Source organism: uncultured Pontibacter sp. (genome assembly GCF_947495565.1).
Classification (GTDB): Bacteria; Bacteroidota; Bacteroidia; order Cytophagales; family Hymenobacteraceae; genus Pontibacter.
Map to the genome: position 1 here is coordinate 71,023 of NZ_CANLZM010000001.1, position 21,566 is coordinate 92,588.

Genomic DNA, 21,566 nt, shown 5'->3' on the forward strand with positions numbered 1-21,566 from the left:
AATGCTAATTCCTGCGTTGCCTCATCTCCAAATTTCCTATCTTTGGGTATGAGCAGAAACCTACTTTTAATAAGCACCTCTACCACGCACGGTACCGGCTACCTGGAGCATGCAGAGCAGGAGGTGAAATCCTTACTGGAGGGTAAAAAAAGCATCTTGTTTATACCTTACGCTCGCCCGGGCGGCATGTCGCATTCAGATTATACCGCCAAAGCACGCGAGGCTTTCTCGAAGTGGGGCATTAGCGTAAGCGGCGTGCATGAGTACGACGAACCTGCAAAGGCAGTAAGAGAGGCAGAGGCCGTATTTATTGGCGGCGGAAATACCTTTGTACTGCTGCGCCAGCTGTACCAGAACAAGCTGGTGGAGCCCCTGCGGGAGCGTGTGCAAAAAGGAATGCCTTATATGGGAACCAGCGCAGGCACCAATGTGGCAGGCCGAACTATAGGCACCACCAACGATATGCCGATTGTGCATGTAAAAACGTTTGATGCGCTGCAACTCGTGCCGTTCAATATTAACCCTCACTTCCTGGACCCGGAGCCAAACTCTACGCACATGGGCGAAACGCGTGATACGCGTATAGCGGAGTTTCATCATCATAACCGCCAGCCGGTAATTGGCTTGCGCGAGGGCAGCATGCTGCGTGTGCAAGGCGATAGAATAGCGCTTTTAGGACCGCATACTGCGCGCGTTTTCCTGCAGACGGAGAAGCAGCCGATGGAATTTAAAGCGTCTGACGATCTGGGTTTTCTTCTGGAGGCATACTAAGTACAAAATCAGGCCAGCAGTAACGGTACGAGTGCTTCTGGCCTGATCCCCCTTAAACGAGAAAAAGGCACCCCTTCACGGTAGTGCCCTTCTCACTCTCAACTTTAGCCAATTTTAACCTTAATTACTTGCTCTTTTATCGTCGAGGCGCTTTAGGAGCATTTTCGTGAAATCCCGTTCGCCGCGGTATAGCTTAATGAGTTGCTTGGAGGTGATAACTCTGAGGTATCTGTTTGCATACTCTTTCTCCAACTCCAGTTCTTTCTCTTTGGTAACAAACATGTTATCGATGCGGGATTTGGCCTCAGCCTCGCTTAGCGCGTCCACATCCTGGCGGTAGCCGCTGCGGTACCCTTTAATCAGGGTGCGTCGCTTCGCTTCGTACTCGTTATACAGTGGCCAGAATTTCTGTGACTGGTCCGATGTTAACTCCATTTTATCGGTGAGGAACGCAATTTTGGCGGCCTCCACATTTTCGCTGCGCTCTTCTTTACTACTGTTCTGCGAGAAAGCAGCAGTACTGCCCAAAAGCAAGGCGCAGCTTAATAATAAAGACAGGGTATAACGCTTCATGGGTGAATTAGTAGTCAATGTGGTTTAGGTTATAGTACTCCAGCTCCTCCTCGGCAGCCGTAGCACTTACGTTTAAAAGCTCGGCAGGTAACTCCTGCTCACGCAGCGTGCTAAGCTCAGCAAAATCGGTTGTTTCTATGGTGGCGTAAGTGCTTAGGTAATCTACTATTTCTGTGTCAGACACAGAGGCTAAGTTTACCATTTGCTGCTCAGGCTCATCAGGCATACTATAAAAATACGCACCCACAAACAGCAGCAGCAGCACCACCGGCACCAGGGCCAGGCGCAAGGGTTGCCACAGGGTTGGCTGTTTCTGCTCCTGGGCAGCCGTACGCTCCATTACACGCATCGGAAGGCGGTCAAAATAATTTGCCGGCACCTGGTAAGGGTTACGCTGCGGTATGTCGCTCAGCTTTAAATCTTTCTTCATTCTTGTTAACTCTACCGGTTAGATAAGGCTTCTTGACTTTAGTTTAATCATGCTTCAGAAATTCTTCAATTTTTTTTACAGCGATGTGGTAAGAAGCCTTTAGCGCTCCTACGGAAGTACCCAATATCTCGGACATTTCCTCATACTTCATCTCGTCAAAATATTTCATGTTAAACACCAGGCGCTGCTTTTCGGGTAGGCGCAGGATAGCCTTCTGCAGTTTCATCTGTACCTCATCGCCAGCCAGTTCCGGAGAAGACTCTACCTTTTCCATCAGCTCGGCGGTAACGTCGTTCAGGGGTAAAAAAAACTTTCTTTTTTTGCTGGATAAGAAGGAGAGGCACTCGTTGGTGGCGATGCGGTAGATCCAGGTATAAAGCTGGGCATCCTGGCGGAAGTTGTCCAGGTTCTTCCATACTTTCACAAACACATCCTGCGTCAGGTCGTCAGCATCGTCATGGTCTATCACCATTTTACGGATGTGCCAGTATATTTTCTGCTGATACTTGCGCACAAGCTGGTTGAAAGCCATGTTTCGGCTCTCGGGCTGGGCGAATTTCTCAAGTAGCTCTTTATCTTCCAACTGAACGTATGGGTAAGCAGAAACGGCGGGCTCGGGTAAGAAGCAGTATACTACGGGCTTGTTCAGCAGCTCTTCTTCCGCAAGCAACAGCAAGTATACTAAAAAATTAGAGGGAGATAGCACTCTACCTCCCTCTAATTATCCGGCAGATTTTAAATTCTGCTTATTTTCTGCTGATAGCGCGCTCTGCGGCGGCCACAATGTCATTTTCAGTCAATCCATACTTTTCCATCAGTTCGTCTGGCGTGGCAGACTCGCCGAAGGTATCGTTAACGGCAACATACTCCTGCGGGGCAGGTTTGTTTATGGCCAATACCTGCGCCACACTGTCGCCAAGGCCACCGATGCGGTTGTGTTCTTCTGCTGTTACCACACAGCCCGTTTTGGCTACCGACTGCAGTACGGCATCATTGTCCAGTGGCTTAATAGTATGGATGTTAATAATCTCCGCTGAGATTCCCTTGTCAGCCAGAATTTTTCCGGCAAGTATAGCTTTCCAAACCAGGTGGCCGGTAGCGATAATACTTACATCTGTTCCCTCGTTCAGCATCACGGCCTTGCCGATCTCAAACTTCTGGTTGGCAGGGGTGAAGATTGGCACCACCGGGCGGCCGAAGCGCAGGTATACCGGGCCTTCATGCTCGGCAATGGCAAGCGTAGCGGCTTTTGTCTGGTTATAGTCGCATGGGTTGATAACGGTCATGCCGGGCAGCATCTTCATCATACCGATGTCTTCCAGTATCTGGTGAGTTGCCCCGTCCTCGCCTAAGGTAAGGCCGGCGTGTGATGCGCAGATCTTTACGTTTTTGCCGGAGTAGGCCACAGACTGGCGTATCTGATCGTATACGCGGCCAGTAGAGAAGTTAGCAAAGGTGCCTGTAAAAGGGATTTTGCCGCCGATGGTCATACCTGCAGCCAGGCCGATCATGTTTGCCTCAGCTATACCTACCTGGAAGAAGCGCTCGGGAAACTCTTTCTGAAATGCGCCCATTTTAAGGGAGCCAACCAAGTCGGCGCAAAGGCCTACTACGTTAGGGTTAGTGCGGCCTAACTCCAACAGACCATCGCCGAAGCCAGAACGTGTGTCTTTTTTTTCTGTGTAAGTATACTCTTTCATCTGTATTTTTTTCTTGAAGCTTAGAGGAGGTCGGCTGGGTGTTTATACTTCAGGTTGCCAGCGAACCTCGTTTATCTGTTAAAAATCTTTACTGTTGTTGTAGCGCCCGACCGTATGGTGAAGTCCTGCACATAGGTAAACTTGCTTGATTGGGCAGATTTCATTCGGTACACCAATTTATACTGGCCAGGCTGCAGTGCCATGGTTATTTTGCTGTTGTCTTCCGGCAGGTTGCATAGCCAGCGCTGTGCGCCGCTTTCGTGCAGCTCGTACACGCTGCCGTAGCCCTGCACCTGCGATGGAATAGCCAACTGACCGGGAGGTGGTATTGTAATAGTGTTTGTTTCTCCCTGCTTCACTTCCACGTTGCGGAGCATAATGCGCGGCATTGTCAGAATCTCCAGATCATACTTGCCCGTGAGGTACTTGTGCCGGTTACCGAACGTTTGCACGTTCAGCGTTTTTTCAGCACCTGCCTGACGCACAATGGCGTTCAGTATTCTGTAGGGCGATGGCCCGTCCTGGCGCAAGTATAACTCGCCTTGCGGCGCTTTCACTTTGATGACATTGTTCTTGCCGGGCTTGATAGTGAGGTTACGCTCCACTACGGGTGGCGTCGTGTTCACGAGCAGGTGATAGGGCAGGAGCGCGTCTATGTCCAGCAGGTCGGCTTTGCCGTTGGTGTCCAGGTAATGCACATAGTCATACTCTGCCTCGCCGGTTAGCGTGTTCACAAAAGTCATGTTCACGTCTGTTTCGCGGGGGCGGTTCTGCTCGTCCAGTAGCTCCACGCTTACAGTGGTTTTGCTCAGCGTCTGCGTCACGATTTCTGTCAGCACGGTTTCAAAGGTTTTAATGTCCTCTGCGTTAAAGTACTGCCCGATGCAGTTCAGTTGCTCTTCGTGCTCCGGCTCAATGCCAATGCCGATCACAAACGGGCGCAGGAAAATCCGCTTTCTTTGCAGTGCCTCTGACGTGGCGCAAGGGTCGCCGCCGCAGGACTCCAGGCCATCTGTTATAAGTATAACTACGTTACGGGAGCGATCTTCCGGAAAGTCACTGGCGGCCTGCTGCAGCGAGTAGGTGATAGGCGTGTTGCCACGCGGCACAATCGCATCCAGCTTCTTCTTGATCGTTTCGGAGTTATCCTTCCCGAAAGGCACTTCCAGCTTGGTGTCTTTGCAGTCGTTTCGCTCACGGCCGAACTGGTGGCCATACACCCGCAGCGCTACTTCCACGTTATCGTACTGGTGCAGGGAGTCTACCAGATGGCTCAGCAGGTTTTTAGCCACGGCCATGCGGTCGCTGTTTTCCCACTTCGCCATCATACTCCCCGAGGCATCCAGCAGAAAGAGAATGCGGGTCTTATCCGGCTGCTTTTTTTCCTGGGCATACGCTCCCCCGGTCACTGAAAAAATCAGCAACAAAAGTAAGGCAGCTATGCTTTTGCTCCAGCTTATCATTACTAAAACCAGAAAAGTGCGGGCTCAGGAATCAAAGTATATTTTTAGTAGTCAGAGGCTACATCTACGGCTAACTGTTGCAGGGCAATCTCTAGCTGCTCATCGTTCGGAGCCACGCCGTGCCATTTGTGCGAGCCCATCATGTAGTCTACTCCAAAGCCCATTTCCGTATTCATCAGTATCAGTACCGGCTTGCCTTTGCCTGTGGCGGCTTTTGCGTTCTCCAGGGCTGGCAGCAGCAGCTCAAAGTTGTTTCCGTCAGCCTCCAGCACGTGCCATCCGAAAGCCTCAAACTTAGCCTGCAGGTCTCCGAGGCTCATTACCTCTTCGGTAGAACCGTCAATCTGCTGGCCGTTTCTGTCTACGGTGGCAATAATATTGTCTACTTTGTGGTGCGCGGCATACATAGCGGCTTCCCAAATCTGGCCTTCCTCCAGTTCACCGTCGCCCATCAGCACGTACACCAGGTTGTTGTCTTTGTTCAGTTTTTTTGTCTGAGCCGCGCCTACTGCCGCCGAAAGGCCTTGACCCAAAGAGCCGGAAGCGATGCGCACGCCTGGCAGCCCTTCGTGGGTAGTTGGGTGGCCCTGTAACCTGGAGTTGAGTTTACGGAACGTGGCAAGTTCTTTTACATCGAAGAAGCCAGCGCGAGCCAGCACACTGTACCAAACCGGCGAAATATGGCCGTTAGAAAGGAAGAAAATATCCTCGTTTTTGCCGTCAATTGTAAACTCTTTGCTGTAGTTCATCACCCGGAAGTATAGCGACACAAAATAATCTGTGCAGCCAAGCGAGCCGCCCGGGTGGCCCGAGTTTACGGCGTGCACCATGCGTACAATATCGCGACGTACCTGCGCGGCGGTCTGCTTCAGTTCTGTGATGCTTTGGTTATGTGGGTTCTCGTTATTCACACCTGATATATTAGTAGTTTGAGTAAATGATTTAATGCTTCTATGCTTTTACGTACAGAGGCGCCCATACTTTGCAGTATTTATACTTTAAAATGATGTCCAAATATAACAAAAAAACGCAGCTGCCGGAGTGGGCAGCTGCGTTTAAGTTTTACTTCAGTAGCTGGGCAGCGTGCTCTTTTGTTTTCACTTTCGTGATGATGTCTTGTATGACACCGTTTTCATCAATCACGAAGGTGTAGCGCATCGTGCCCATGTACTTGCGGCCATACATCGATTTCTCCTGCCATACCCCATACTGCTCTACAATCTGCTTATCGGTGTCGGCCAGAAGTGTGAAAGGCAGTTCATACTTGCTGATGAAGTTTTGGTGTGACTTTTCACTATCTATACTTACACCGATTACTTCGTAGCCCTGCTGCTGCAGTTCGCCGTAATTATCGCGGAGGTTGCAGGATTGAGCGGTACAGCCGGGCGTATTATCCTTCGGGTAGAAGTATAAAATAACTTTCTTGCCGCGGTAATCGCTTAGTTTAACAGTATTGCCGTTTTGGTCTTTGCCTTCAAACGCAGGCGCTTTGTCTCCGATGTTCAGTTGCATAGAGTTTTGTTCTAGGTATCTCGTAGCACGATTCGTCTTGATTTTAAGGCCGTAATACGTGTTTCTTGATACGGTGTCAAATTAAATTCTGGTAGTATAAGTGGCTTCGTTACCGGCGTTGTCCTTCACCTTCACGACCACCTCACCTGACAAAGAAACATTTTTATCGAGCTTTTCAGACCAGATGGTGGCGGTTTTGTGCTCATACTTCATCAAGAGCCACTTTCCGTCTACCCAAGCATTAAAGGAGTTAAGGCCCGAAAGATCGTCCGAAATCTTAAAGCTGACCCCGTTTCGGCTCTTACTTACCAGCCTGATAACAGGGGCTCTGGTATCTTCCAGCACTTTAAACTTACCCATGTTTTTGGTGGTGAAAGTAATGGTGTTGCCTTCCCATTTGCCTCCGGTGAAGCCACGGCCACGGCCACTGCCCAGGAAGTACACAGCCGCCTTGCTCTTGTCAAGGCCAGCGGTATCAGCCTTCATGGTTACTTTCAAGGCTTTGTGCAGGGGCGTAAAATAGTCGCCGATAGTATAAACGCCGTTCTCCAGTTTTGTCTGTAGGTATAGCGTGTCGTAGAGCGACTGCTTTTCGAACAGCACTTTCACATAATTGTTCCTGAACTGGAAATCCTGGGCCGGCGGCACCATCTGCTCCAACCCAAAACCTGAGTTAAGGCCGCAGAAACGCATGGAGTCCGGCAGGCCCGCACGCAGGTCGTATAGGCTCACCGATACCGAGTTGTTCATGTAGCTTGGCACCAGCATCAGCTCTTTGCCTTTCACAAACAGCTCGATGTTCTGTGGCGTGGCACTGGTGTCGGCTGCGCTAATCTTTAATACATTGCCTATAATTTCATAGGAAATAGAGGGCTTCTTTACAGCGGCAGACCTGGTTTGCGTAAATGCTGGCTTTTGGCCTTTTACTGTGAAGCTAAGGGTAGAGCTGTTGTTATAAGAGTCGCGGGCTACCAGCTTTACCTGGTAAACCGAATCAGCCTGTACTTTCAAGCGCCCGTCGTAGCCGTTGGCTTTGTAAAGTGGCAGGTCGTTTCCGTGGTCTATAAAAGCTTTTTGAAACGTATTGCCACGGCGTTTGTACTGGTTATAGTTTATGTGCTGCGACACCTGGCGGGAGAGCTCAAAAGGAACTCTGTCGATGTAGTGCGTATACAGCTGCTCGCCGTTAACAAAGAGTGTAACCTCCTGCGTGCCATTTTTATTGGCGGCGCCATCCAGCCGGTCTATTGTCTGCAACTCAAGCCCGATCAGGCCATGCGCGTATACCGTGTCGGTCAGGCTGTAGTTGGTTCCGACCTTTTTGGTGCGCAGCTCGGCGCGTTCAAACTCATTGCCTACCCTGGAGTGAATGTTGAGCGGGGAGATGCCGATGCTGTAAATATCAGGCGGAGTAGTGTCTATTACTTCTTTAAAAGTATAGCGGAGCGGGTTATACAGGCGGTCTTCTTTATCCCGGATCTCAAAGTGCAGGTGCGGGCCACCAGAGCCGCCCGTATTGCCGGAAAGACCAATTACGTCGCCGCGTTTTACCGGAAACTGCCCCGGCTCCGGGAAAAGCTCCAGGTCAAACACCTGCTTCTCGTACTGCTTCTGCAGCATGTAGTCGGCCAGCGGCTTGTAATACTCCAGCAGGTGCGCATAAGTAGTAACCAGCCCATTGGAGTGCGTTACGTAAATAATGTTGCCATACCCGTAGCTAGACTGCTTTACCCGCGAGATATAACCATCGGCAGCGGCGTGCACATTCAGGCCCACGCGCTGATCGGTTTTAATATCCAGCCCACCATGAAAGTGGTTGGAGCGTATCTCGCCCATGGTGCCGGACAGGTAATTGCGCTCCCCCGGCTTTATCGGGAACAGAAAGTAATCTGCCGGTGCGGGCATAGCAGGTTCGGCGGGCATTTGCGCCAAAGCACTAAAGCCGGTAAACAATGCAAGTATGGCTGTGGTAAGCCGCTTTTTATTTAACTTCAAAATCGAGGAGTTTCTTATCTTCAACATATCCTTCCAGCCTATCTCCAATTTTTACGGGGCCTACGCCCTCCGGTGTTCCAGTATAAATAATATCTCCCTTCTTCAGGGTAATGTACTTAGAAATGTAAGCAATGATGTCGTCAAAAGAGTTCAGCATCATCTTTGAGTTTCCCTGCTGCCTGGTCTCGCCGTTCACGTCCAGCCTGAAGCTGATGTTCTGCAGGTCCGGAAAATCCGAAAGCGGCAGAAACTCGGAAACAGGAGCCGAGCCGTTAAAGCCTTTGGCCAATGTCCAGGGCAGGCCTTTGGCTTTGGCCTTCGCCTGTATGTCGCGGGCGGTGAAGTCAATGCCTAGGCCAATGGCGTCGTAGTATTTGTGTGCAAATTTCTGCTCGATGTTCTTGCCCTCGCGGCTAACGCGCAGAATCAGCTCCACCTCATGGTGCACATCGTTGGTATACTCTGGGTAATAGAAAGGCTCATTGTTCCGAAGTACGGCTGTGTCCGGTTTAAAAAAGATCACGGGCTCGTCGGGCACTTCGTTTTTGAGCTCGGCAATATGCTCGGCATAGTTCCTGCCGATGGCTAATATTTTCATGTAAAGGAGTTTTTCAGTTCTATCCTCAAAAATAGGATTTCTAATGATGAGCCCCAGCAAATAGTTGAAAAAATATGTGACTGGTAGCGTGTTAAAGCTGCCCGTTTATACTTGCTGGCAAAGGCAGGCAGTGCAATCCGCAGCGCCTGCCAGTAAAGCAAATCCTGCAAGCCAACCTGCCGTATACTTGTGCAGGAACCATACTTTATTGAGCGGATGAGGCTGTTTATGCCAACGTAAAATTGAGTTTTAGAGTATAGCTTTATGCTAATTTGTTCATATAATTGCGATCAGTTTTTCAAAATTGGTTCAAAATTTGAATCCGGTTTTTAAGGACCACTTAATTTTAATGACGATGTATAAGAAAATTATTGCCTTTACAGTAGCTGTGGTCACGTTCGTGGCCTGTACTACGGTGCCGATAACCGGCCGCCGGCAGCTAAACCTGGTGTCCGACTCGCAAATGCAGTCGCTTAGTTACGATGCCTACGATCAATTTCTAAAAGAGAACAAGCTATCGCGCGATGCACAGGCCACGGCCATGGTAAAACGTGCCGGCCAGCGCATACAGCGGGCGGTGGAGGAGTATATGGCAGCCAACGGACTGTCTGACGAGCTGCAGGGCTTCCAGTGGGAGTTTAACCTGATTGAGGATGACCAGGTGAACGCTTGGGCGATGGCCGGTGGCAAAACAGTGGTGTATACAGGTATACTTCCGGTTGCCCAGAACGAGACGGGCCTTGCCGTGGTAATGGGCCATGAGATTGCCCACGCTATTGCCAAGCACGGTAACGAGCGCATGAGCCAGCAGCTGGCGCAGCAGTTCGGAGGCCAGACTTTATCAGCACTGGCTGGCACTCAGCCGGGAGCGGCGCAAAACCTGGTGATGGCAGTTTACGGTGTAGGTTCTCAGATAGGCTTGCTGAAGTATGGCCGTACACAAGAGTCTGAGGCAGATAGGCTTGGCTTGATTTTTATGGCGATGGCTGGCTATAATCCGGAAGAAGCTGTACCTTTCTGGAAGAGAATGGAAGCGAAGAGCGGAGGGCAGGCCCCACCGGAATTCCTTTCCACTCACCCAAGCGCCGGTACCAGACAGGCAGACCTGCAAAAGCACATGCCTGAGGCGCTGCAATACTACAAGCGCTAAAAATCCTACTACATGATCACAAACTTTAAGAACCATACCCTTGGCATCACCCTGACCAGAAGTAGGATACTGTACCTGCTGTTTTTCCTGCTGCTGGCTTCGTCGGCTTGCTCCACCCGGGAGTTTATAAAAGAAGAGGATGCCGAAAACCCGGAAGGCGGTGAGTTAGAGGCAGAAATAGCCTACGACGGAAAACTGCTGGCGCAGATTGTGTTTGACTCGGTAGATTACATTGTGCCGGCCGAGCAACTGATGCAGCCTTTTATCCGTGAATTTGGAGATGGCACTGTGGTGGATAAGGTGATGATCCGGAAGGTGCAGGAGACCAAAGAGGATGAGCCAGCTTATTATCTGGTGGGGCTGGGCATGCAGAACGGAGCTTTCAGAAGCATGGCACTGGAGCTGGATCTGGCCGCAGACAACAGTTTGTATCTGAGCAGCAAAGGCGCAAGGCATATCTGCAAATCATCTATCGGTTGCGGTTTTTGCTATTTTACCTTTTCCGGTAACCGCATAACAGGCTGCGAGTGCTCCTCCAGGGCGCCGGGCAATAACTGCGAGCATGGGTACTCGGAAGGTAACACGCTACTAAAAGACGAAAGGCTGCGGCCTACCAGAGAGCGGGAGAACAAAAAGCGATAAGATTTTAAAGAGAAGAGGCCAGCTAAGTATAGCTGGCCTCTTCTGCTTTCAGGAGGGTAAGCAGGTTACGACATCTGCAACTTGCGCAATCTGATGCGGGTCAAGACTTTTTTGGTGTAGAGCGGAAACTCGCTTTTCATCATCCAGTCATAATAGCTTGGCTCTTTCTGCAGCACTTCCTCCACTGGCACATTTTTATACTTGCCAAAGTTAAAGACCTCCTGCCCGGAGTTGTTATACACAATGCGGCCCGAAAGGTCTGCTGTTTTCTGGAACGTAAACTTGTGCAATGCGCCCATGTCGTTCTGCACCGGGTATTCTGTTACACCTTCTGATGTTTCGTAAGGCGTTTCCTCGTAACGCTCCAGCTGGGCTTTCAGGATTTCGTAGGTTGCTACGGTGTCTGCTTCAGCGCTGTGGGCGTTGTTCAGCGTTTTGTTGCAATAGAATTTGTAAGCAGCCGAAAGCGTGCGCTGTTCCATCTGGTGGAAAATGCGGCAAGCATCCACGATATGGCGGTTTTCAATATCAAAGTCCACATCGCAGCGCAAAAACTCCTCTGCCAGCAACGGAATATCAAACCGAATAACATTGTAGCCACCCAGGTCGCAGCCTTCCAAAAACTTACTCAGTTCATGGGCCACCTGCTTAAAGGTTGGGCTATCTGCCACATCCTCATCATAGATCTTATGTATCAGGCTCGACTCCAGCGGAATGGGAATAGTGGGGTTAATGCGGCGTGTTTTAAGAATCTCTTCGCCGTTCGGCATTATTTTGAGAGCGCTCAACTCCACAATCCGGTCTTTGCCGATGTCGGTGCCGGTGGTTTCGAGGTCAAAAAATACGATGGGGCGCTTTAGGTGTAGTTTCATACTTTATGCTTTAAGAACCGCCTGCGTTAGCGCCTCCAAGTTAATATTGTTGTAAGTGCCTGAGCTCATCAGCAGCAGGTTGGCGTTCTGCCAGTTGCGCTCCAGCAGGTGTTGCTGCAGCGCTTCAGAGTCAGTGTATACTTTAAGATTCGGGTTGTTGAAGGCGGCTTTCAATTCTTCTTCCGTCAGCATTTCCATGCGTTTGTTCTCCAGCGTTTTCGGGCTGAAGAATACAATTGGCTCATCGGCCAGGTCTAAAGCGCCGGCATACTGCGGAATAAAGCTCTTGTTCAGGCTGCTGAAAGTATGGAGCTCCAGCACCGCCACCAGCTCACGCTGCGGAAACTGTTTCTTAACGGCCTCTGTGCTGGCCTTCACTTTGGAAGGCGCGTGTGCAAAATCACGATAGATGTTGGCTGTAGCCGACTCGCCCAGCTTCTGCATTCGCTTGGCTGCCCCCTTAAACGTTTTTATGGCTTCATAGAAATCATGTGCCTTCACACCTATTTTCTTGCACACTTCCTTTGCCGCGTTAAGGTTGCGCAGGTTGTGCTCGCCAAAGAGCTTTACCTCCACATCGCCCTCTTTCTTGGTATGCAGTATGGTTTTGCCCTTGCTGATGCTATGCTCATGCACTCCGTAGCCGATGTAGGAAATGTCGGCGGGGTTGCGCGGAACACTTACCAGCTGCACTTGCTCGTCATCCTGGTTGTAAATCAGCGTGCCTGCCTTTGGGGTTAATTCGGCAAAAATTCGGAACTGATCGCGGTACATCTCCGGGTTCGGAAACACGTTGATGTGGTCCCAGCTGATGCCGCTGATGACAGCGATGTGGTGGTGGTACAGGTGAAACTTCGGCACTCTTTTAACAGGGTCCGACAGGTACTCATCGCCTTCAATAATAATCACCGGGGCGTCGTCAGACAGCTTTACCATTCGGTCGAAGCCTTCCAGTTGCGCACCCACGGCATAATCAAACTTACGGCCCAGGTGCCGGAGCACGTGCATGATCATGCTTGTGATAGTGGTCTTGCCGTGGCTGCCGCCAATTACCACACGCTGCTTATCGCGGCTCTGCTCATAGATAAACTCCGGGAAAGAGTAGATCGGAATGTTCAGCTCCTGTGCGCGCTGCAGCTCCGGGTTATCGGGGCGGGCGTGCATGCCAAGTATAACTGCATCGGGCTTGGCGCTCAGTTTCTCTGGAAACCAGCCTTCCTGCTCTGGAAGAATGCCTGCGGCAGCCAGTCGGCTTTTGGCCGGTTCGTAAATTTCATCATCAGAACCTGTTACTTTAAGCCCTTTATCGTGCAGGGCCAGTGCCAGGTTATGCATAATGCTACCGCCAACGGCGATAAGGTGTATGTGCTGAAAATCCTTCTTCTCCATATGCAACAAATTTGTACTAATCAGACAAAGTTATAAGTAGTTAGCTAATTTAAAATAGCTATACGTTAATATGTGGATACTTTGTGGATATGTGTATATCAATGTGGATAACCTGTGCAAAGCCGCCTGCATGCCTGTTGATAGCCCGGTGGGCAATTTTTACAAACATTTTTCAGGCATGGGATATATAAGGGTTTATCTTTGTGCTTATGGAGGAGATGAAAATGAATGTGCGGTCTGCGGCTAACCGTAACGGATGGCAGAAAAAAGCCCCCGTTGTTTCGGAATTGGGTAAGAAACCACCGCAGGCGCTTGATCTGGAGGAGGCCGTGCTAGGCGCTCTTATGCTGGAAAAAGATGCTTTAACCAACGTAATCGATATTCTGCGTCCGCAGAGTTTTTACAAAGAGTCGCACCAGCGCATTTTCAAAGCCATACTTTCGTTGTTTGATAAATCAGAGCCAATCGACATCCTGACGGTAACTCAGGAACTGCGCGAGCATGGGGAGCTGGAACTGGCGGGCGGTGCCTACTACGTAACGCAGCTGACCACACGTGTAAACTCGGCCGCCAACATAGAGTATCACGCCCGTATCATTACGGAAAACTCCATAAAGCGGGACCTGATTTCTATTTCATCAGAAGTGCTTTCCAGCGCTTTTGAGGATACCACCGACGTATTTGAACTGCTGGATAAGACCGAAGCTAAGCTGTACGAAGTATCGGAATCAAACATCCGTAAGAATTTTGACGACATGCGTTCGCTCATGCACCAGGCCATTAAGGAGCTGGAGGAGAAGCGTAAGCAGTCTGATGGCCTGACCGGGGTGCCAAGCGGCCTGACTGCTCTGGACCGTGTTACCTCAGGTTGGCAAAAGTCTGACCTGGTTATACTTGCGGCACGTCCGGCGATGGGTAAAACAGCCTTCGTACTGTCCTGTATGCGTAATGCTGCGGTGGATTTTGGCAAAGGAGTAGCTATTTTTTCCCTGGAAATGTCCTCGCTGCAGCTGGTGAATCGTCTGATTTCCTCGGAGGCGGAACTTGATTCAGAGAAGATCAAGAAAGGCAGCTTGGAGGAGTATGAGTGGGCGCAGCTGAACCATAAAATCGCGAAACTGACAGAGGCTCCGATCTTTATTGATGACACACCGGGCCTTTCTATCCGTGAGTTACGCACCAAGTGCCGCCGTCTGAAAGCGCAATACGATATCCAGATGATCATTATCGACTACCTGCAGCTGATGAGCGGTAACGCAGACGGCAAAGGTGGCGGTAACCGTGAACAGGAGATTGCCTCTATCTCGCGTGCCATGAAGATGCTGGCCAAGGAGCTGAATGTGCCGGTGATCGCGCTGTCGCAGCTAAGCCGTGCCGTGGAAACCCGCGGCGGCGACAAACGACCGCAGCTGTCTGACCTTCGTGAATCCGGTTCCATAGAGCAGGATGCTGACATGGTGTGCTTCCTGTACCGCCCGGAATACTATGGCATCACCGAGGATGAAATGGGCAACCCGACAGCAGGCGTAGGTGAGGTAATTATAGCCAAGCACCGTAACGGCTCGCTGGAGAACGTGCAGTTGAAATTTATCGGTAAGTATACTAAATTTACCAACCTGGACGATGATTTTAGCGGAGGTGACAGTATGGGCGGATTCAATGCCTTGCCAAACAGTACTTTCGATACCGAGACGCCAGGAGCCATACGCTTGGGCAGCCGCATGAATGACGGCAGCGGCAGTGGTTTCCCAACATCAAATTTTGACGAGGAGCCGCCGTTTTAATTATCAAGAGAACACCAAAGCAAAAGACAATAGGCTTTGGTATAGTGCGTTATAAAACTGTACTGTAAAAGGTAGCCAAAGTATAAACGAATAGCCAAAGGAGGATTAGCCGCTGCGCCAAGAGCCAGTGGCTTTTCTGTTTTTAGAGGTATTTTTTACAAGCTGGCGCAAGCGTCCACTTGGGCTTTTACCTGCCACTGCTATTTGCAGCTGGAGCCAAACTATACTTGCTAGCTGCTGTTCACCCACAGTTTTACAAGCTACCTGTTTCATTTCTAACCTTGGCTCCCTCCAGGCGGGGGTAGGGGCCCTCTTTTCGTGCCTCGGGCTGCCTCACTGCATTCGTCACCGAAAAACTCCATAGGCGCTCTTTGTCGAGGGCCCCTACCCCACGGAAAGACTAGGAATTATTTCGATAGCCACCGCTAGCGGAGCTTCTACAGAATTCCCCGCCTTAGACTAGTGAGAACGAGAGTTCGAAACTAGCGAGCGTAGCTCTGAGGGGTTAGGGGTGGTTGGACCCGGTGCTGCAGAAAAACCCGTGCATCCTTTCCAATCCTAAAATCCTGCTTCTGAAAAACACTGAATCTCCTGCTAAAGTATAAATTGATCCGGCTTTTGCAACTCTTTTGGCGCTGCAATTGTGTTGCAATTGAAAGTATAGCCAAGCTGCGTTTTTATGCTCCTAAATTCTAATTAACTTAAGCCCCTCATTTATTACCTTTGCTTCAATGAAAGTAGGAATCATTTTCGGTGGCCCATCGCGCGAGCGCGAGATCTCGTTTGCTGGTGGCCGTACGGTATACGATAATTTAGACAAGTCTCTTTTCGAGGCCGTTCCGGTGTTTGTGGATAGCCTGGGCAATTTCATTCTGCTCGATTGGCAGTTCATCTACAAAGGCACCATCCGCGACTTTTACCCGCCGGTAGAGGCGCTGCCGGAAAACGAGCACGGGCTGCAGATTTACCTGGAGTCGTTGGGCGAGCTAAGTATAGCCGAACAGGACGAGATTATTTCCAAAGCGGGTAAGCGCCTGCAGCCAAACGAGTTCAAGCAGCATTTCGACTTTGCATTCCTGGCGCTGCACGGCCCATACGGCGAGGATGGCAGCATCCAGGGCCTGCTGGAGTGGTACCATATTCCGTATTCCGGCTCAGGTATACTTCCTTCGGCCATCGGTATCGATAAGGCGGCGCAGAAAGAAATGCTCAAGCAGCATGGTTTCCCGACGCCAGATTACAGAACGATACAGTATGCCAGCTGGAACGGTAAGCAGAACCGCCGCCAGATCTTTGAGCAACTGAAAACTGATTTGAGCCTGCCGCTGGTTCTTAAGGCGCCGCACCAAGGGTCCTCCATCGGTGTCTCAATCATCAAAGAAGATGATTTTGACGCCTTTGAAGCAGGAGTGGAGCGCAGCTTCTTTACCAAAACCATCTATAAAAGCCACTGGCTGGCGATAGGCGAGGAGAAGCAGCTGACGAGCATGAAGCAGCTGGTGGATATCCGTGAAGGTATCGGTATGCCGGTTGTTTTGGAAGACGGTAACATTATTTACCACCCGGAGGAGCTTTTCAACCACATCAACCATACGTTTAGCTCTACTGCCACTGATAGCATTACGCTGACAAACGTGGAACATGAGCAGCAGGTGCTGGTGGAGGCCTTTATTCAGGGCAAGGAGTTCTCGTGCATTGTGGTGCAGGATGAGCAGGGTCAGCCAATTGCGCTGCCGCCAACCGAGATCGTGAAAGGCAGCGAGGTGTTCGACTACCGCTCTAAGTACCTGCCGGGCCTGAGCCGCAAAATTACTCCGATAAACCTTCCAACCGATCAGATTCAGAATATCAGAAAAGCCACTAGCAAGCTTTTCACCGCCTTTGGCTTTAACGTGTATGCCCGCCTGGATGGCTTTATAACCGACAACGGCGATATTTTCCTGAACGACCCGAACACTACTTCAGGCATGTTGCCATCATCGTTTTTCTTCCATCAGGCGGCTGAGATTGGCCTTAACCCGTCGCAGTTCCTGACTTACATTATCCGTACCTCCGTGGCCGAGCGCCTGAAGACCGGTAAGGACACTGTAAAGCTGACACGCTTGCTGCAAAAGCTGGATAAAAGTATAAAAGACGAGCAGGCGCACCGCCAGGAAAAGATTCGGGTTGGTGTGATCATGGGTGGATATTCCTCTGAACGCCATATTTCTGTGGAAAGCGGGCGCAATATTTACGAGAAGCTGTCGTCTTCTACAAAGTATGAGCCGTTGCCAATCTTCCTGACAGGGAACAATGAGGCGCATCGTCTGTACTCAATTCCGATCAACATTATGCTAAAGGATAACGCCGATGACATTAAGGAGAAGGTGTTATACTTTGAGCAGGGAGGAAAGCCGCACCCGGTGCTGGCACAGATTGCCGGGGAAGCAGCAAGTATAACAAGAAAGTATACAGGCCGCAGTTTGCAGGAGCCGCAGCGGATCACGTATGAGCAGTTGAAAAATCTGGTGGATGTAGTGTTTATTGCGCTGCATGGCAGACCAGGAGAGGACGGTGCCCTGCAGCAGGAACTGGAGAAGCTGTACATTCCGTATAACGGCTCAGGCATTCGCTCGTCGCAGGTTACTATTAACAAGTATGAAACCAACGAGATACTGGCTAAGCATGGTGTATCAGTAGCCAAGCATGCCATGGCCCTGAAAGAGGATTGGCTGCAGGATAAAGAGGCATTCTACCAGAGTATAGAGCAGGGCTTTCCGTATCCGTTTATAGCCAAACCTGCCGATGATGGCTGTAGCTCTGCCGTAAAGAAAATCAAGAACAGGCAGGAACTAGATGCCTTCGCGACGCTGATTTTCAGGGAAATGGAAGAGCTGGACACAGACTGCGCCCGCACGTTGTCGCTTGGTTTTAAAGAGGAGTTTCCGAATAAAGCGGGGTTCTTAGTAGAAACCCTGATCAGCAGAAACGGCGCAAAGCATTTTCTGGAGGTTACGGGCGGCCTGCTGACAAAGTATAAACCAGACGGTACGGTTAACTACGAGGTTTTCGAAGCTTCCGAAGCTTTGGCCGAGGGAGAGGTACTTTCTTTGGAAGAGAAGTTTTTGGCCGGTGAAGGACAGAATATTACGCCTGCCCGTTACGCTGCAGACCCGCAGCGCCGCCAGAAGATATCTGACAAAGTGAAGGAAGACCTGAAGCATGTGGCCCAGATTCTGAACATTGAAGGGTACGCCCGCATTGACGCTTTTGTGCGCGTGCTGGAAAACGACGAGGTGGAAACCATTATCATTGAGGTAAACTCATTGCCGGGCATGACGCCGGCCACCTGTATCTTCCACCAAACCGCTATCAACGGCTATAAACCATACGACTTCATCGACCGCATTTTAACTTACGGTATAGAGCGTAACCGCATGAAGGCGGAAATTTAGGAGTTAGAAAGTTAAAGAGTTAGAAAGTTGGGAGTTAAAACAATGTAACCCCAACTTTCTAACAATCAACCATCAGCAATTTAATTGCATGTTTAAAACGAATTCATTTTTAGGTGTGATAGGGCACCTGCTGATAATGGGCGTCATTGTGGCTGCCCTGATTCTAGGTTTCTTTTATTATTACCTGCCATCCACCACCAACCATGGCGAAAGCATCTCTGTGCCCAAGATTACGGGCATGCAGCTGCAGGATGCAGATCAGCTGCTGGAAGAGCAGAATCTTCGCTATTACATCAACGACTCTACCTATAAGCCAGACCAGAAGCCGTTTCAGATCCTGACACAGGACCCGGCACCGGGTGCTAAAGTGAAGGAGAACCGTAAAATTTACATCTCGGTGAACATGAAAAACCCGCCGATGATCAAAATGCCGAGGCTGATAGACGGTTCTGTGAAGAATGCGGAGCTCATCCTGAAAAGCTATGATTTGCGCAAAGGCAAGATTACGTATGTGCCGGACCTGCAGCAGAACGCCGTGCTGAAGCAGTTTGTTGACGGCAAAGAAGTGAAACCGGGCGATATGGTTCCGAAAGGCGCACTGGTAGACCTGCACGTGGGCGATGGTTTGGGCGAAACAGAGTTTGAAATGCCAGAAGTAATAGGCATGCCGGTAGATGAAGCCTCTGTGTTGCTGGTAGGCCAGGGCCTGCAGATCGGAAACATTATTTACGTGCAAGGCAGCAGTGAGCCGGACGGCACTGTGCTGAAGCAACGCCCCTACGCCGAGGTCGGAGCCAAAATACGCGTAGGCGAATTGGTAGACCTGTGGGTAGCTGGCCAGGAGCCGGTGCAGGGTATCGAGTAATTTCTTTTAAGCATAAGCAAAAGCGCCTGCCAGCAATGACGGGCGCTTTTGCTCTTTAAGAGACGTAACATTAAAGTTTTTAACTGTGTAGCGGAAATACTACCTTCTGCTCTATAACTTACTCTCCGGATGAAAAAACCGCTGGCGCTTCTATTTTTTATACTTGGCAGTGCTGCCACAGGAGCTCAGGCACAAGCCGTGCTGCAGCCCTTGCAGCAGGAGTTGCGCCAGCCCCAGAAGTATAAGCTTAGCCAAAATCCGAAGCTTCGGCTTGCTGCAGAGCAGAACCTACCTTTCTTTGATGATTTTGCAGCAGCTGATACCCTGAATACCTCACGATGGAGTGGCAGCGGCGTTTTTGTCAACAACCGGTACGCCTTAAGGCCTGTCACAAAAAACGTGGCAACGTTGGATGGGCTGAATGGCAATGGCAAGGCCTATGCTCCTAACACGTTAGCGGCTGGCCCCTCCGACACGCTTACTTCTGCACCCATACTTTTAGGAAGCCTCACGCCCGCCGACTCAGTATACCTAAGCTTTTACTGGCAATCCGGGGGATTAGGCGATGTGCCTGACCAGACAGAAAATGACCTGCGCTACCTGGCGCTGGAGTTTTTAGATAAAACCGGCGCATGGCAGGAAGTATGGCGACAGTCTGCGGTTGGTGTGGTAACTGATTTTGCACAGGTATTTGTTGGCCTGCAAGAGGCGAAATACTTTCATAGCGGTTTCCAGTTCAGATTCCGTAATGTGGGCTTGCGCAACGGTATGGCAGATGTATGGAACCTGGATTATGTGGAGCTGGACAAAAACCGCCGCAAAGGCGTTAGTACAACCCGCGATATTGCCATCAGCCAAAGTATAAGCAAGCTCCTTAAAAACTACACAGGCATGCCTGCCCGGCAGTTCCGCGAAAACCCGGAGAATGAACTGGCCGAAGAGGTGCGAGCCGCTTTAAACAACCTGGGAGATTTTCCGGGTGCCATTAGCTGGCGTGGCTATATAAAGAATTTAGGTGCAGCCTCTGCAGATACGTTTCTGCGGGAACAGGCGCTTATTCCGGGCTTGGCCAGGCAATATGAAATCTCTGGCACGCCTACACTGCAAAACACTGCCTTGCCAGCTACCGATATTTTTACGCTCGTGCACGGCATCCGGCTTGATACCAAAGAGCAGAATGCACAGCAACGGGCTAACGACGTGACGGAGCGCATCACAGAATTTGGCAACTATTATGCTTATGACGACGGCACTGCCGAGGCTGGTTTCAGTTATGTAGGAACCGGCAATACGCAGGTGGCCCAACGCTTCGACCTCAACCTGCCTGACCAGGTGCGGGCTTTCAGGGTATACTTTCCGAGGGTGGGGCCGGATATTTCGGGCACTTCTATTACCTTTAGAGTTTGGCGCGATGAAAACGGCGTGCCAGGCGAAACACTTCATCAGCAGAGTTTCCAGATACAGTACACCGACTCTTTAAACAGCTTTTACGAAGTAGCACTAACGCAGCCGGTGCCGGTGCAGGGTAGTTTTTACATCGGCTGGACGCAGCCAGGCAGCAGGTACGTAAACATCGGTTTTGATAAAAATGAGCACGCACAGGGCCGCCGGTTCATTTTTACAGCGTCTGGTGGTTGGGTAGAGGAAGCCTCTCTGCAAGGGGCTATTATGATGCGCCCTGTTATGGTGGGCGATGTGCCTTTAGGTGTAGCGGACGACCGATATAACGCTGCGATGCGCGTTTACCCTAACCCGAGCCGAGATGTTGTATATTTAAGTGAGCCGTTTGAGCTGGTGCAGGTATACGATGTGCTGGGGCGGCAGGTGCATAGCCATAAGTATAAAAATAGCCACGAGCCGTTATCGCTTCGGCATTTGGCACCAGGTGTTTATACTTTGCGTATTCATAATAGAGAAGCTATTATATCGAAAAAGATTATTTTAACTAATTAAAACTATGATTGCATCAGTAGACATTACCGCAGAAGAATTAAAGGAGCGCCTGAACAAGGGAGAAACGCCTGTTATTATAGATGTGCGTGAAGATTGGGAGCATCAGGAGTCAAAGATACCTGGGGCTCAGAATATTCCGCTAGGCGCACTGCCGCAGCGCCTGGATGAACTGGAAGAGCTGAAAGACCAGGAAGTGATTGTGCAGTGCCGCTCCGGTGCCCGCTCCGCCTCGGCAAAGGCTTTTATGCAGCAGCAGGGCTTTACCAATGTACGTAACCTTTTAGGCGGCATTTTAGCATATCAAGGCTAAATTTTAAAGTATAAGTTAACTGAAAAGGGAGCAGCTGTCGTGGCTGCTCCCTTTTCTATTGAAGCTATTTAGAGTTTTTGTTATAGTGCCTACACCCGCCATTGTTGGTGTTTTCACCAACAATC

Annotated in this window: 19 protein-coding genes; 8 read left to right on the plus strand and 11 right to left on the minus strand. The window is 50.3% G+C overall.

Going from position 1 to position 21,566, the window contains the following annotated elements; genetic code table 11:
- The first annotated feature begins 48 nt into the window (after nt 1–48).
- Nucleotides 49–771 (plus strand): dipeptidase PepE, encoded by a 723-nt coding sequence (gene pepE / locus Q1B04_RS00295; protein WP_299754216.1) that lies wholly within the window; start codon nt 49–51, stop codon nt 769–771.
- Between the two features lie 120 nt (nt 772–891).
- Here the strand turns inward: pepE and Q1B04_RS00300 are convergent, their stop codons facing one another.
- The 9 genes from Q1B04_RS00300 to Q1B04_RS00340 all read right to left on the minus strand — a co-directional run bounded on the left by Q1B04_RS00300 (nt 892) and on the right by Q1B04_RS00340 (nt 9,042).
- Nucleotides 892–1,344: a hypothetical protein gene (locus tag Q1B04_RS00300; RefSeq protein ID WP_299754218.1), complete on the minus strand. Its 453-nt coding sequence runs from the start codon at nt 1,342–1,344 to the stop codon at nt 892–894.
- A 7-nt stretch (nt 1,345–1,351) separates the two neighbouring features.
- Nucleotides 1,352–1,774, minus strand: coding sequence for a hypothetical protein (locus tag Q1B04_RS00305; protein WP_299754219.1), 423 nt, complete (start codon nt 1,772–1,774; stop codon nt 1,352–1,354).
- Nucleotides 1,775–1,817: 43 nt separating this feature from the next.
- A complete protein-coding gene (locus tag Q1B04_RS00310) occupies nt 1,818–2,357 on the minus strand; it encodes a sigma-70 family RNA polymerase sigma factor (protein ID WP_299754951.1) in 540 nt (179 codons plus the stop codon).
- Nucleotides 2,358–2,520: 163 nt separating this feature from the next.
- Entirely contained in the window at nt 2,521–3,474 is a 954-nt protein-coding gene (locus tag Q1B04_RS00315) for a transketolase C-terminal domain-containing protein (protein ID WP_299754221.1), read from the minus strand.
- A 71-nt stretch (nt 3,475–3,545) separates the two neighbouring features.
- Nucleotides 3,546–4,901, minus strand: a complete 1,356-nt coding sequence (locus Q1B04_RS00320; protein ID WP_299754223.1) for a VWA domain-containing protein — start codon at nt 4,899–4,901, stop codon at nt 3,546–3,548.
- Between the two features lie 80 nt (nt 4,902–4,981).
- A complete protein-coding gene (locus tag Q1B04_RS00325) occupies nt 4,982–5,848 on the minus strand; it encodes a transketolase (RefSeq protein ID WP_299754226.1) in 867 nt (288 codons plus the stop codon).
- Between the two features lie 151 nt (nt 5,849–5,999).
- Complete coding sequence (gene bcp / locus Q1B04_RS00330; RefSeq protein ID WP_299754228.1) at nt 6,000–6,449, minus strand: thioredoxin-dependent thiol peroxidase; 450 nt, start codon at nt 6,447–6,449, stop codon at nt 6,000–6,002.
- An 81-nt stretch (nt 6,450–6,530) separates the two neighbouring features.
- Nucleotides 6,531–8,444: a M23 family metallopeptidase gene (locus Q1B04_RS00335; RefSeq protein WP_299754230.1), complete on the minus strand. Its 1,914-nt coding sequence runs from the start codon at nt 8,442–8,444 to the stop codon at nt 6,531–6,533.
- A complete protein-coding gene (locus tag Q1B04_RS00340; RefSeq protein WP_299754232.1) occupies nt 8,431–9,042 on the minus strand; it encodes a fumarylacetoacetate hydrolase family protein in 612 nt (203 codons plus the stop codon). Before Q1B04_RS00340 ends, Q1B04_RS00335 begins: the two co-directional genes overlap by 14 nt.
- Nucleotides 9,043–9,397: 355 nt before the next feature.
- Between Q1B04_RS00340 and Q1B04_RS00345 the strand changes: the two genes are divergently transcribed.
- Together Q1B04_RS00345 and Q1B04_RS00350 are read left to right on the plus strand one after the other, a co-directional pair.
- Nucleotides 9,398–10,192 carry a M48 family metallopeptidase gene (locus Q1B04_RS00345; RefSeq protein ID WP_299754233.1) on the plus strand — a complete coding sequence of 265 codons (795 nt, stop codon included), beginning with the start codon at nt 9,398–9,400 and terminating at the stop codon, nt 10,190–10,192.
- A 12-nt stretch (nt 10,193–10,204) separates the two neighbouring features.
- Nucleotides 10,205–10,834: a hypothetical protein gene (locus Q1B04_RS00350; RefSeq protein ID WP_299754235.1), complete on the plus strand. Its 630-nt coding sequence runs from the start codon at nt 10,205–10,207 to the stop codon at nt 10,832–10,834.
- 65 nt (nt 10,835–10,899) lie between these two features.
- On the opposite strand, the gene Q1B04_RS00355 is transcribed toward Q1B04_RS00350, so the two are convergent.
- Both Q1B04_RS00355 and Q1B04_RS00360 read right to left on the minus strand, forming a co-directional pair.
- Complete coding sequence (locus Q1B04_RS00355; protein ID WP_299754237.1) at nt 10,900–11,706, minus strand: 3'-5' exonuclease; 807 nt, start codon at nt 11,704–11,706, stop codon at nt 10,900–10,902.
- Nucleotides 11,707–11,709: 3 nt separating this feature from the next.
- Nucleotides 11,710–13,095, minus strand: coding sequence for a Mur ligase family protein (locus Q1B04_RS00360; protein ID WP_299754239.1), 1,386 nt, complete (start codon nt 13,093–13,095; stop codon nt 11,710–11,712).
- Between the two features lie 209 nt (nt 13,096–13,304).
- Here Q1B04_RS00360 and dnaB point away from each other — a divergent pair, with 209 nt between their 5' ends.
- The 5 genes from dnaB (at nt 13,305) to Q1B04_RS00385 (ending at nt 21,441) form a co-directional block, all read left to right on the plus strand.
- Nucleotides 13,305–14,879: a replicative DNA helicase gene (dnaB, locus tag Q1B04_RS00365; protein WP_299754241.1), complete on the plus strand. Its 1,575-nt coding sequence runs from the start codon at nt 13,305–13,307 to the stop codon at nt 14,877–14,879.
- Between the two features lie 731 nt (nt 14,880–15,610).
- Nucleotides 15,611–18,313: a D-alanine--D-alanine ligase gene (locus tag Q1B04_RS00370; RefSeq protein ID WP_299754243.1), complete on the plus strand. Its 2,703-nt coding sequence runs from the start codon at nt 15,611–15,613 to the stop codon at nt 18,311–18,313.
- 88 nt (nt 18,314–18,401) lie between these two features.
- Nucleotides 18,402–19,178 (plus strand): PASTA domain-containing protein, encoded by a 777-nt coding sequence (locus Q1B04_RS00375; RefSeq protein ID WP_299754245.1) that lies wholly within the window; start codon nt 18,402–18,404, stop codon nt 19,176–19,178.
- Between the two features lie 129 nt (nt 19,179–19,307).
- On the plus strand, nt 19,308–21,131 hold the full coding sequence (locus Q1B04_RS00380) for a T9SS type A sorting domain-containing protein (RefSeq protein ID WP_299754247.1): 1,824 nt from the start codon (nt 19,308–19,310) through the stop codon (nt 21,129–21,131).
- Between the two features lie 4 nt (nt 21,132–21,135).
- Nucleotides 21,136–21,441 (plus strand): rhodanese-like domain-containing protein, encoded by a 306-nt coding sequence (locus tag Q1B04_RS00385; protein ID WP_299754249.1) that lies wholly within the window; start codon nt 21,136–21,138, stop codon nt 21,439–21,441.
- Nucleotides 21,442–21,566 lie beyond the last annotated feature (125 nt).